Origin of the sequence: Clostridium sp. UBA871 (assembly GCF_002295255.1) — a bacterium.
Classification (GTDB): Bacteria; Bacillota; Clostridia; order Clostridiales; family Clostridiaceae; genus Clostridium_J; species Clostridium_J sulfidigenes.
Genome location: NZ_DBFV01000003.1, coordinates 333,219 through 345,969, shown reverse-complemented (window position 1 = coordinate 345,969; position 12,751 = coordinate 333,219). Strand labels below are relative to the sequence as shown.

Below are 12,751 nucleotides of genomic sequence, written 5' to 3'. Positions count from 1 at the left end.
AGCATATCATCTCCTTTTATGTCCTTTACTATATCTCTCCTGCAAAATGACAAGCACAGAAGTGTCCCTTTTCTATTTCTCTAGTTTCTGGTACCTGTTCCTTACATATCTCCTTAGCAAAAGGGCATCTAGTATTAAATTTACAACCCTTAGGTAGGTTAACATTACTTGGAATTTCACCTTTTATTATACTCATATCACTTTTATACTCTGGATTTGCTACAGGTATAGCTGCTAGTAACGCTCTTGTGTATGGATGTATTGGATTATTATATAAATCTTCCTTATCTGCTAACTCTACTATAGAACCTAGATACATTACCCCAACTCTATCGCTAATATGCTTTACTACACTTAGGTCATGGGATATAAATAAATATGCCAATCCCATTTTTTCTTGTAAATCCATCATAAGATTAAGTATCTGTGATTGAATAGAAACGTCAAGAGCTGATACTGGTTCATCACATACTACAAATTTGGGTTGTAATGCTAAGGCTCTTGCTATTCCTATACGTTGTCTTTGTCCACCAGAAAACTGGTGAGGATATCTATATATATGGTATGGAGAAAGTCCACACTGTTCAACTATTTCTAATACTCTTTTATTAAGTTCTTCACCTTTCTTATATAGCTTATGCTCTACTAAAGCTTCACTAACAATTGAATGTACATTCAGTCTTGGATTTAAAGAACTATATGGATCTTGAAATATAATTTGCATATCCTGTCTTAAAGGTTTCATCTTTTTTTCATTATATTTTACAATATTTTGATCTCTATATAGAATTTCTCCTCCAGTTGGTTCATAGAGCTTTATTAATGTTCTACCTAATGTAGATTTTCCACATCCTGATTCTCCAACTAACCCTAAAGTTTCCCCTTCATATATTTCAAAGGAAACATTGTCCACAGCTTTTACACAGAGTTTCTCTCCAGTGGCAGATTTACCCTTAACCGGGAAATATTTTTTAAGATTTCTTATTTCAATAATCTTATTTCTTTCCTTTTCCATCATGGATTCCCTCCTCTTTATGATGTTTCTCATCTATTGCTTCATTATATAGGAAGCATCTTACCTGATGTTCATCTGAAATATTAGTTATAGCAGGCATCTTGCATTTACATTCAGCCTTTGCAAATTCACATCTTGGTTCAAAATAACATCCCTCAGGAAGGTGAAATGGATTTGGTACTACTCCATCTATAGAGTATAGTCTTTCCTTATCTTGATCTAGACTTGGTATTGATGCTAAAAGTCCCTTAGTATAAGGATGCTTTGGATTATCAAAAAGTTCTTTAATTGGAGCTGATTCAACTACTTTTCCAGAATACATAACAATTACATGATCTGCCATTTGAGCTATTACTCCTAAATCATGGGTAATTAGCATTATAGCTGTATTGGTTTTTTCCTTTAAATCATTCATTAGTGTTAGTATCTGAGCTTGTATTGTTACATCAAGAGCAGTAGTAGGCTCATCAGCAATTAGTAATTTGGGCCTACATGCAAGAGCCATAGCTATCATAACTCTTTGACGCATTCCACCACTTAATTGATGTGGATAATCTCTTGCCACTTGCTCTGGCCTTGGTATTCCAACAAAGGCGAGCATATCAATAGCAATTTTCCTTGCTTCCTTTTTATCTAACCCTTGGTGAAGCATTACTGCTTCCATTATCTGATCTTCTATTCTAAATACAGGATTTAAAGAAGTCATAGGCTCCTGGAATATCATAGATATATCATTTCCTCTAACTTTTCTTATATCCTTATCCTCCATGGGTACTATATCTTTACTATCAAATTTAATAGTCCCATCTACAATCTTACCTGGTTTATCTATAAGCTTTAAAATAGACATTGATGTTATACTTTTACCACAACCAGATTCTCCAACTATACCAAGAGTTTTTCCTGGTTCTACATCAAAGGAAACTCCATCTACAGCTTTTACAATACCATTATCTGTATAAAAATATGTTTTTAAATCTCTTACTTCTAATAAATTTTCCATATATCACACCTACCTTATCTCTTTTGGATCAAAGGCATCTCTTAAGCCCTCACCAAGAAGATTTATACTAACAACGGTTAATATGATTAAAATTCCAGGCGGTATCCAAAGCCATGGATTATTCGTAAATATAAATGAGTCTCTAGCTCTTTCAATCATATTTCCCCAAGTTGGTGTTGGTGGAATTACTCCTAATCCTAGGAAAGAAAGTCCTGCCTCTGTTAAAATTGCACCTGCCATTCCAAGAGTAGCATTAACTATGATATATGCAAGGGTATTAGGTAAAAGATGTCTTACTATCTTAGATCTATTAGATATACCTAATGCCTTTGTAGCTACTATAAAATCTTGTTCTCTAAGAGATAAAATTTGTCCCCTAACCATTCTAGCAAGACCTGGCCAAGATATTATGGCTAGAATAAACATAACCACATACATCTTCTGGGTACTACTTACCCTCCACATCAATGCAAAGGACAAGGATATCATTAATGGCATAAATGGAAGTGAGCTAACTACTTCTGTAAAACGCATAAGAATGTTATCTACCCATCCACCATAGTATCCTGCAATTCCACCTATAGTAGCACCAATGAGTACGGTTATACCTGCAGTGACAACTCCAATAAACATAGATATCCTTCCACCATAAAATACTCTCATAAGTACATCTCTACCCTGTTCATCAGTTCCAAGCCAATGCTTTGCTGATGGTGGTTTAACTTTATTAACAAGTTCAAACTCATTTAAATTATAAGGTGATATTATAGGAACTAATATTACTAGTAAAACTATAATCCCAAATACTATACCACCTGCAAGAGCTATTTTATTCTTTCTAAATCGCTCCCATGCAACCCTCCATGGTCCCATAGCTTGAAGGTCTTGTTTCTTTTTTTCAGCCTTAGCCTTTTTTACTTCTAACATAATAAACTAACCTCCTATTCTACTTTTACTCTAGGATCTACCAATGCATAGGACATATCTGATACCAGATTTCCTAAAACCATTAGGACTGCATAGAATGTATTAGCTGCCATTACAACCCAAATATCTCTACCCATAACTGATGTATATAGTATATTTCCAATTCCTGGCCAAAGAAGTACTGTTTCTAATAATATTGCTCCTCCAAAGAGAGATGGAATATACATTCCTACAAGAGTTACTATTGGTATTAATGCATTTCTAAAGGCATGACGATAAATAACTACCTTCTCTTTTAATCCTTTAGAACGTGCTGTTCTAATATAATCTTGATTAATTACTTCAATAACACTATTTCTAACGTATCTTATAAGTCCAGCCAGACTTAAAATAGTTAAAATTATTACTGGTAAAATCATATGTTTAGCTACGTCTATTACTTCAGCCATGAAGCTATCATAACCAACAGCTGCCATTACTGGAGTTCTCATACCATTAAGTGGTATTGCTCCATTACTCGGTACTGCTATAAAGAAAATCATAAGTAGTGCAAAGAAAAATGAAGGCATTCCTACTCCAACTAAAGAAAACACAGTCCAAAAATTATCAAATACTCCATATTTCTTTACTGCAGATTTTATTCCTACTGGAATTGCAATTGCAAAGGCCAATACCATAGATACTATATTTAATATAAATGTATTCCAAATGTAATCTCCTATAACATCACTTACAGGTTTTCTAAATTTTAATGAAGAACCAAAATCTCCTTTTAAAGTTCTTCCCAACCAATTAAAATATTGTGTAACAGGTCCTTTATCTAATCCTAATTGCTCTCTAATCATTTGTTGCTGCTCTGGAGTAGTCTTAGAACCTTGTCCTAAATATGCACTAACTGGATCTCCAGGCATTAGTTGTAATAATATAAATAATATTATTGTTATTATTAGCATAACTGGGATTAAATTGAGTAATCTTTTGCCTAAAAACTTTAACATTTCATCACCCCTAAACTTATTTTAATAACGCCCTGCAATTTTATACAGGGCGCCAATAGCCTATATGAAATTTAAAATTATTCTTCTATATAAGCATGTTTTAATGCTTTTACCCAATCACAGAATGGGCTTGTTTCTAGGCCTTTTATTTTCTTGTTATACATGTCAAAATAAGTATTTGCATATACAGGAACTATAGGTGCATCCTCATTAAGGATTTTAGCTATTTTATTATAATAAGGTTTTGCTTCTTCCTTATCTACAATACTCTTAGCTTCATCTAACAATTTATCCACTTCTGGATTACTATATCTAGCTGTATTATCTTTACCAGTACCAATATAATCTGAGTGGATTTCAGAATATAAACTATGTGGGTCTGGTGTAGTTATAGATGTTGCCATGAAGTATATACTCCATTTATCTACGTTTTCATCAGAGTTATAGATAACGTAATCTAATAATGTATTAAACTCAAGATATGCTATATTAAGTTTAATTTTTAAACCTTCGCCCCAGTCTCTTTGCCACATTGGAATAAGGGTATTTAAAATATCATGTTCTGGCATGGCAGCTACATTAAGCTCCATAACCTTTCCATCCTTTTCACGATATCCACTTGAACCAACCTTCCAGCCTGCTTCATCTAATAAAGACTTAGCTTTATCTAAATCAAAATCATACTCAGTCATTTCACTAACCAATTTATCATCAATACCCCAAGAAACTTGAGAGAATGGATGGTATTGAACTGATGCAAGTACATCTCCAGTTGCTTCGTCTTTATAATAGCTATTTACAAATTCTTTAATGTTAAAACCATAATATAATGCTTGACGTACTTTTTTATCTGCTGTTGGACCTGATTCACAGTTAAATTTAGTGTAACCATATCCACTTCTATCATAACTATTGAAAGTCATGAAATCCTTAGACTTAGCTTCATTTATTTTCTCTGGCTCAATAACTCCTGGAAGTAAATCTACCTCTTGAGATGTCAATTCAACTATATCAGTAGTTTGATCAACAAATTTACATACTATATTTTCAATAAAATATCCTTCACCATAATAGTTTGGATTTCTCTTTAGAGATACAAATTCTTTTTCCTGGAATTTTTCTAAAGTATAAGGACCTGAACCAATTGGTTTTGTTGTTATAGCTTCTATAGATGATGTATCTCCAACCTTCCAATTTGCACCATAATAATGTTCTGGCATGATTGCCATATTACAGTTAGCAAGATTTGTTCTTAGTGGCTCAGCAAAACTAAATTTAACTGTATATTCATCTAATGCAACTACCCCTTTGAACTCTTCAGTCTTACCCTTTGAATATTCGTTATATCCAGCTAAATCCTTAACAACAGATCCATATCTACCAGTATAAGATTTGTCTGATAAAAATTGATAAGTGAAAACAACGTCATCTGCTGTTACCTTTTCACCATCAGAGAAAGTCATATCCTTCTTCAATTTGAAGGTTATTTCCTTGGCATCGTCTGAAAATTCCCAACTTTCAGCTGCTGATGGTTGATAATCTCCATTAACATCCATTGTAATAAGTGAATCAAATATCATGTCAATTATAGTAGCATCATAGGCAGATGAATAATATCCTGGGTTAAAGTTACCAGATGCCTCTGTTATTCCAGCAACTAAAGTACCCCCAATTTTCTTCTCTGCTTCTTCAGTTTTTGGTGTATCCTTTGATGTGTCTTCTTTTTTCTCTTTATCACCACATCCAACTAATGAAAAAGCTAAAATACTTGACAACATCAAGGCCATTAATTTTCTTTTCTTCAAAATCTATTCCCCCTTAAAATAATTAAGTTATAAATAAATACAAAGATATATTTTAAAAATATATACTTGTATAAATTCCTATCCCCATAGTTAATACAATTTTAGATTTAATTTAGCTTTTAATTAGGCTTATCATTGCATTTTTATTTCATGTATTTAATTTCATATATTGTATATTTATTGCTTTTAAATATATATATTACAGTTTTGTAAATTCATTATCATAATAATACATATATTTTTTACTTTTGTAAATACTTTTTTGGAAATTTTCAGAATTTTCTTTATATTGTTTAGAATTTAAAAATATTCGGTATTCTAATATTTCGTTAAATACAATACCTTCATAATATTATATATATGGAATTTACATACATTATTTTATCTTCGTAAAAAATAAGAGACTGTTTTTTAAAACAGTCTCTACCTTTACATATTATTCATATATTAAAATTTTATATTTATTGTAAATTAACTGAAACAACTTAATAAGTATATAATTACTATTATTACAAATTCCAACAGTGATTTAGAGGTCCATTCCCTTTTCCAATATTTAAATTATCCCTTAAAGCACCGGTTATATATTTTTTTGCCCTTAAAATGCTTTCATCTATGCCGTAACCTGCTGCTAAATTACAAGCTATGGAAGATGATAAGGTGCAACCTGTTCCATGGGTATTGGAATTATCTATTTTTTCTTCATGATACCAAGTAATTTTCCCATCTTTATATAATAAATCATCAGCACTATTTTCTAAGTGACCTCCTTTAATAAGAATTTTCCCTTTATATTCCTTTGAAATTTTTTCAGCTGCTTCTATCATATTTTTTTTACTTAAAATCTTAAATCCACAAATACATTCTGCTTCAGGAATATTAGGAGTAATCACATCAGCTATAGGTAAAAGTTTTGTAATCAAAGCTTCCATGGCATCCTCTGAAAGAAGTCTACTTCCACTGGTAGATATCATAACTGGATCAACTACAATATTTTTAGCCTTATATTCTAATAATCTTTCAACAATCTCTTGAATAATATCCTTAGAGGATACCATTCCTATCTTAATGGCATCGGGGAAAATATCTTTCATAATGCAATGGATTTCTTTATTTAAAAACTCTCTTGTTACATTTAAAACATCATAAACTCCAGTGGTATTTTGTGCTGTTAAGGCTGTTATAGCACTCATTGCATACATTTTATGGGCTACGATAGTTTTTATATCTGCTTGTATTCCAGCTCCTCCACTGCAATCTGATCCTGCTATTGTAAGTATCTTTTTCATTATAAATCAATCCCCTCTATCAATGTATATATTCTATAAAGTATTTTCCATCTAAAATGCACACCTATTTCCCATGTCTATTCTATTGAGTTAACATACATTCAGTTAACTCTAACATTTGTTTTGTTGCTAATAGCACATCTTCTTTAGAAAATATTGAAGATACTAAAGCAACTCCATGTATTCCTAAGCCTTTTAGGTTCATAATATTATTCTCATCTATACCTCCAATAGCCACCACTGGTATAGTTACAGATTTACATATATTTTTAATTGTTTCAAAGGTTATTACTCTAGTATCTAATTTAGTTGAAGTTGAAAAAGCTGCTCCAACTCCAATATAACTTGCCCCATCTTTTTCTGCTTTAATAGCTTGTTCCACAGTTTTTGCTGTAACTCCTAAAATTTTATCTTTCCCTATCCGCTTTTTCACTTCTGCTGCATCCATATCACTTTGACCTATATGAACCCCAGATGCATCAATATTCATAGCTATTTCCACATTATCATTAATAATTAAAGGAATATTATATTTATCTGTAATCTTCTTTATCTCTTTTCCTTCCTTTAGAAATTCATCATAGAATAAATTTTTTTCTCTTAGCTGAATTAATGTAGCTCCTCCTTGTAAAGTTTTTTCGATTTCTTCAGTAAACAATTTTCCATCTAACCAACTTCTATCCGTTACTACATATAACTTCATTTGACTTTTACTTATACTCATTTCATACACTTCCTTAACAGAATTTTGTAGAATCCAAAAAAATATGGGACATACCAAATAGTATGTCCCATTAATATTTTTAATGTAATTCCCTACGTTGGCATTATCCAAATCAGGTTATAGGTCGAAGCTACCTTTTGCTTCCTCTCAGCCTGTTATACAAGCTCCCTAAATATTTAATTTCTTAAAGCATAGCATTGATTACATCTTTTGTCAATTTTCTCTGTTTTCTGTGTAATTTAATTACACCCTTTAAATGAGAAATCATCTAAACTCCGCATGAATAAAGCAACTATTTAAATAGTTAAATATTAAAATAGTTATATCTATAACTATTTCCCTATAAAAATATATAGCATTTATATATCTTTATAGGTAATTTTATCATATACTGACTATTAAATTAAATAATTTTATTATATTTTCATAATCAAACTTTTAATTAGAAACTTTTTAATAAATTTGCCATTTCTATAGCTGTTACTGCTGCATCGTAGCCCTTATTACCTGCTTTAGTTCCGGCTCTTTCTATAGCCTGCTCTATAGTGTCCGTTGTTAAAACTCCAAAAATAACTGGTTTCTCTGTACTAAGAGATACTGATGCTATTCCTTTTGAAGCCTCAGCACAAACGTAATCGAAATGTGGTGTAGAGCCCTTAATAACTGCTCCAAGGCATATAATTGCATCATAATTTTCATTTTGAGCCATTTTTTTTGCTACCAGTGGTAATTCAAAAGCTCCTGGCACCCATGCCACTTCAATATTATCTTCTTCTACTCCATGTCTTTTAAGTCCATCAATTGCTCCACCTAAAAGTTTAGATACAATAAACTCATTAAATCTTCCTACTACTATCCCAACTCTTAATCCTTGCGCAACTAAATTTCCTTCAAATATTTTCATCATTATTCCTCCTAGATTATATTATAATTTATACTAAACCATAGATTTAGAGTATTACTGGTAACTAAGTATGTGGTCCATTTTATTTTGTTTAGTTTTTAAATAAAATTCATTATCTTTATTGTAATTGATTTGGATTGGCACTCTCTCTACCACCTCAATATCATATCCATCTAATCCTTTAATTTTCTTGGGATTATTAGTCATAAGTCTAAGTTTTTTAGCTCCTAACTCTCTAAGAATTTGAGCTCCTATTCCATAATCTCTAAGGTCTGCTGGAAATCCAAGTTTAATATTTGCCTCTACTGTATCATATCCATGGTCTTGTAAATCGTAGGCCTTTAATTTATTTATAAGTCCTATGCCTCTTCCCTCTTGTCGCATATATAAAAGTATCCCGCAGCCTTCTTCTTCAATTCTCCTTAAAGCTTCTGCCAATTGCTCTCCACAATCACATCTATTAGATCCAAGAACGTCTCCTGTTAAGCATTCAGAATGAAGTCTTGTTAGAATTGGTTTATTCTCATCAATTTCTCCTTTAACTAATGCCACATGATGTTCACCATTCAATTTATTAATAAAACCATACATTTTAAAATTCCCGTATTTTGTAGGCATATCTATTGCTGCTGCCATTTCTACTAGTATTTCTGTCTTTCTTCTATATCTTACTAAATCTGCTATAGTTATTACTTTAATATTATGTAGTTTACCTAACTCTAAAAGTTCCTCAGTTCTAGCCATAGTTCCATCTTCACTCATAATTTCACAAATTACTCCTGCTGGCTTTAAACCTGCCATTTTGGCTAAATCCACTGCTGCCTCAGTATGTCCTACTCTTTTTAATACACCTCCATCTCTAGCTTGTAGAGGAAAAATATGCCCTGGTCTTCTAAAGTCTTTTCCTATGCTATCTTCATCTAAAATCTTCTGAATAGTTAAAGCTCTCTCGTAGGCAGATATTCCTGTAGTTGTACTAATATGATCTACGGATACTGTAAATGCAGTTTCATGATTATCTGTATTTTTTTCAACCATGGGCTCAATTTTTAAATCTCTAAGTCTTTCTCCCTCCAATGGCATACATATAAGACCTCTCCCAAATTTAGCCATAAAATTTATAGCTTCTGGAGTAACCTTTTCAGCAGCCATTAATAAATCTCCCTCATTTTCTCTATCGGGATCATCAATAACTATAACCATCTTCCCTTCTTTAATATCCTTAATTGCTTCTTCAATCGTGTAAAATTCTGACATGTTTAATCCTCCCTATTTTATTTAATCTTATAAGAATCCATTTTCTTTAAGAAAGTCTTCATTAATGGAATCTTTTTTTTCTACTTTTTTACCACTTTGAAATGTTAAAAGTTTTTCTACATATTTACCTATAACATCACATTCAAGATTTACAGTATCTTCACTGGTTTTAGACAATAATATAGTTTCTTTTCCAGTATGTGGAATTACAGATACTTTAAATACCTTATCATCTACATAGGCCACAGTAAGACTTATTCCATCAATGGCAATAGAACCTTTTTCAACTATATACTGTAAAATGTTTTCCTTAGCCTCTATGGTAACCCATATTGCATTATCTTCCTTTTCCAGGGAAACAATTTTCCCAACGCCATCTATATGTCCACTTACTATATGTCCTCCAAATCTTCCTTTAGCACTTAAGGCTCTTTCTAAATTTACTTTACTTCCAACCTTTAATTCCCCTAAATTACTTCTTCTTAAAGTTTCAGCCATAACATCAGCATCAAATATATTTCCATATATATTTGTTACTGTTAAGCATACTCCATTGGTACAAATACTATGTCCTAACTTTACATCCTCAATAACTTTATTAGCTTTAATTGAAAGTATGGAAGATTTTTCTCCCTTTTTTATTCCTCTAATTTCTCCTACCTCTTCAACTATTCCTGTAAACAAGGCTTCCATCTCTCCTTCATGTATCCTTCTATTAAAATATCTTCTCCTATAGTACCTACCCTTATACTCTCTACTCCATAGGCTTCTTCTAGAACTTTTATTCCCCTTCCCTCTACTGGAGTTTTAGACCTTTCTCCTCCAATAAATTTTGGTGCAATGTAAATTTGAATTTTATCTACTATTCCAGCTTTTAGGGCTTCGAAGTTTAAGGTTCCCCCTCCTTCAAGAAGAATACTATCAATGTTCATTTCTCCTAAAGTCTCCATTAATATTTCCAAATTGACTTTTTCCTCTTTAGAAGGAATGACCACCATCTCTACACCCTTCTCAGTGTAAATAGATATTTTTTCCTTTGAAGCTTTTTCCGTAGTTACTATAATAGTTCTTGCCTTCTTATCCTCTATAACTTTAGAATTTAAAGGAATTCTAAGAGAGCTATCTAATATTATTCTTATAGGGTTTTTCCCTCCTAGTACCCTACAAGTCAACTCTGGATTATCCTTAATAACCGTATTAGCTCCAACCATTATTCCCATAAGGTCATTTCTCAAATTATGCACATTTTTTCTTGAAGCTTCTCCAGTTATCCACTTTGATTCCCCACATTGAGTAGCTATCTTACCATCTAGTGACATGGCAGTTTTCATGATTACAAAGGGTTTCTTTGTAGAAATATACTTCATAAATATTTCATTTAAAGCAATACATTCCTTTTCTAAAACACCTATATCTACAATTATTCCAGAGTCTCTAAGCTTTTCAACTCCTCTCCCCGCCACTAATGGGTTTGGATCTAAAGCTCCAATTACTACTCTCTTTATTTTTTTCTCTATGATTTTATCTACACAAGGTGGTGTTTTCCCATGATGAGAACAGGGCTCTAAGGTCACATAAAGAGTTGCTCCCAAAGTATCTTCTTTAGCATCTTTAAACGCATTAACCTCCGCATGGTTATGTCCATAGACCTGATGATATCCTTCACCAATAATAGTTCCATTTTTAACAATTACAGCACCTACCATTGGATTAGGATTAACCCTTCCCCGCCCCTTCTCTGCTAATGTCAACGCCAGTCTCATATAATTTTCATCCATAAAATCACATCCTTATTTAAATAAAATAAAAGCCCCAAGTATAATACCCTGGGGCTAAATTTTTATTCATATTTCTAGTAAAATTTAGTTTGTTTTATAATTAATATTAAAAATTTAATATTAATCGTAAAATAAAAAATCTCTGAAATATATATATATTTCAGAGCACATAAACTAACAATTATAGTTATATAAACAGAGTTCTTAGCTTCTCTGAAGCTTTAGAAACCGTTATCCATGGACGTAATAGCTCTTAACTCCCTCTTTAGAGAAGATAGAAATATTAGAGCTGGTAGTCATCGGATAAAATAACTATAGTAATTACTATACTTACAAATAATTTTCTCACATCCAGACTTTACTGTCGGCCTTGGAATCTCACCAAGTCATGCCAAAATGGCTCGCGGGCTATACCGCCGGTAGGGAATTTCACCCTGCCCCGAAAATTGTTATTAACTTGTCAAACTCATAATATCATCTTACATAAATAATTTCAATATATTCTTACAAATCTTTTTAATTAAAATTTTATAAACGATATTTAGTGTTATTTATCCAATAATATTTTTCGGAAAATAAACCAGAGATATTGTAATATCCCTGGTTTATTTCATTAAATATTTTCTTATTTAATTTAAACTATTACATATTCAATAAACTTAATATTTCTTGAACAGCTTGCTTAGCTTCTCTAGGTAATTTTTCTATTGCTGCATCTTGAGCCTTTGGATCATTAATCTGGGCTATCCTAATTATCTCTTGTTGTAGTCCTGGTATATTATTTACTACATTGGCTGCATTATTAAATCTAGCTGCAAAATTAGGGTCCTTCATTTTTCCCTTAATCTTAGTTATTAGCTCATAAGGATTCATTAAACTTTCCTCCCACCATCGAAATAATTCATTATAATTACATAATATTCAATAGTTGCTTAAAAGTTCTTATCTTATATTTCTTTAATTATAGTTTTAGCACTTTTAATGATTACAACCTTATCTTTATAAGGCTCTATATCCTTAAAAATTTAATAATCATATTTTACTTATTATA

The 12,751-nt window shown here is 31.7% G+C and carries 12 protein-coding genes and 2 riboswitches; all 12 genes read right to left on the bottom strand.

Going from position 1 to position 12,751, the window contains the following annotated elements:
* Positions 1 to 28 precede the first annotated feature (28 nt).
* A complete protein-coding gene (locus B3086_RS03245; protein WP_346847533.1) occupies positions 29 to 1,018 on the bottom strand; it encodes a dipeptide ABC transporter ATP-binding protein in 990 nt (329 codons plus the stop codon).
* The gene (locus B3086_RS03240) at positions 996 to 2,018 is read right to left on the bottom strand and encodes an oligopeptide/dipeptide ABC transporter ATP-binding protein (protein WP_150844737.1); all 1,023 of its coding nucleotides are present in this window, start codon (positions 2,016 to 2,018) and stop codon (positions 996 to 998) included. The genes B3086_RS03245 and B3086_RS03240 overlap by 23 nt, the downstream gene beginning before the upstream one ends.
* A 9-nt stretch (positions 2,019 to 2,027) precedes the next feature.
* Positions 2,028 to 2,945, bottom strand: coding sequence for an oligopeptide ABC transporter permease (opp4C, locus tag B3086_RS03235; RefSeq protein ID WP_150844738.1), 918 nt, complete (start codon positions 2,943 to 2,945; stop codon positions 2,028 to 2,030).
* Between the two features lie 14 nt (positions 2,946 to 2,959).
* Positions 2,960 to 3,943: an ABC transporter permease gene (locus B3086_RS03230; RefSeq protein ID WP_346847534.1), complete on the bottom strand. Its 984-nt coding sequence runs from the start codon at positions 3,941 to 3,943 to the stop codon at positions 2,960 to 2,962.
* A gap of 77 nt (positions 3,944 to 4,020) precedes the next feature.
* Complete coding sequence (locus tag B3086_RS03225) at positions 4,021 to 5,748, bottom strand: ABC transporter substrate-binding protein (protein ID WP_346847535.1); 1,728 nt, start codon at positions 5,746 to 5,748, stop codon at positions 4,021 to 4,023.
* A 509-nt stretch (positions 5,749 to 6,257) separates the two neighbouring features.
* Positions 6,258 to 7,037 (bottom strand): bifunctional hydroxymethylpyrimidine kinase/phosphomethylpyrimidine kinase, encoded by a 780-nt coding sequence (thiD, locus tag B3086_RS03220; RefSeq protein WP_346847536.1) that lies wholly within the window; start codon positions 7,035 to 7,037, stop codon positions 6,258 to 6,260.
* Between the two features lie 82 nt (positions 7,038 to 7,119).
* Positions 7,120 to 7,761 (bottom strand): thiamine phosphate synthase, encoded by a 642-nt coding sequence (gene thiE, locus B3086_RS03215; RefSeq protein ID WP_346847537.1) that lies wholly within the window; start codon positions 7,759 to 7,761, stop codon positions 7,120 to 7,122.
* 72 nt (positions 7,762 to 7,833) lie between these two features.
* A riboswitch (TPP riboswitch) is annotated at positions 7,834 to 7,942 on the bottom strand.
* A 261-nt stretch (positions 7,943 to 8,203) separates the two neighbouring features.
* A complete protein-coding gene (ribE, locus tag B3086_RS03210; protein ID WP_035133799.1) occupies positions 8,204 to 8,665 on the bottom strand; it encodes a 6,7-dimethyl-8-ribityllumazine synthase in 462 nt (153 codons plus the stop codon).
* Positions 8,666 to 8,719: 54 nt separating this feature from the next.
* Entirely contained in the window at positions 8,720 to 9,922 is a 1,203-nt protein-coding gene (locus B3086_RS03205; RefSeq protein WP_346847538.1) for a bifunctional 3,4-dihydroxy-2-butanone-4-phosphate synthase/GTP cyclohydrolase II, read from the bottom strand.
* Positions 9,923 to 9,949: 27 nt separating this feature from the next.
* Positions 9,950 to 10,606: a riboflavin synthase gene (locus B3086_RS03200; protein WP_346879681.1), complete on the bottom strand. Its 657-nt coding sequence runs from the start codon at positions 10,604 to 10,606 to the stop codon at positions 9,950 to 9,952.
* On the bottom strand, positions 10,591 to 11,700 hold the full coding sequence (gene ribD / locus B3086_RS03195; RefSeq protein WP_346879633.1) for a bifunctional diaminohydroxyphosphoribosylaminopyrimidine deaminase/5-amino-6-(5-phosphoribosylamino)uracil reductase RibD: 1,110 nt from the start codon (positions 11,698 to 11,700) through the stop codon (positions 10,591 to 10,593). The genes B3086_RS03200 and ribD overlap by 16 nt, the downstream gene beginning before the upstream one ends.
* Before the next feature lie 335 nt (positions 11,701 to 12,035).
* Positions 12,036 to 12,151, bottom strand: a riboswitch (FMN riboswitch).
* A gap of 191 nt (positions 12,152 to 12,342) precedes the next feature.
* Positions 12,343 to 12,573, bottom strand: coding sequence for a hypothetical protein (locus B3086_RS03190; RefSeq protein ID WP_035133802.1), 231 nt, complete (start codon positions 12,571 to 12,573; stop codon positions 12,343 to 12,345).
* Between the last annotated feature and the right edge of the window lie 178 nt (positions 12,574 to 12,751).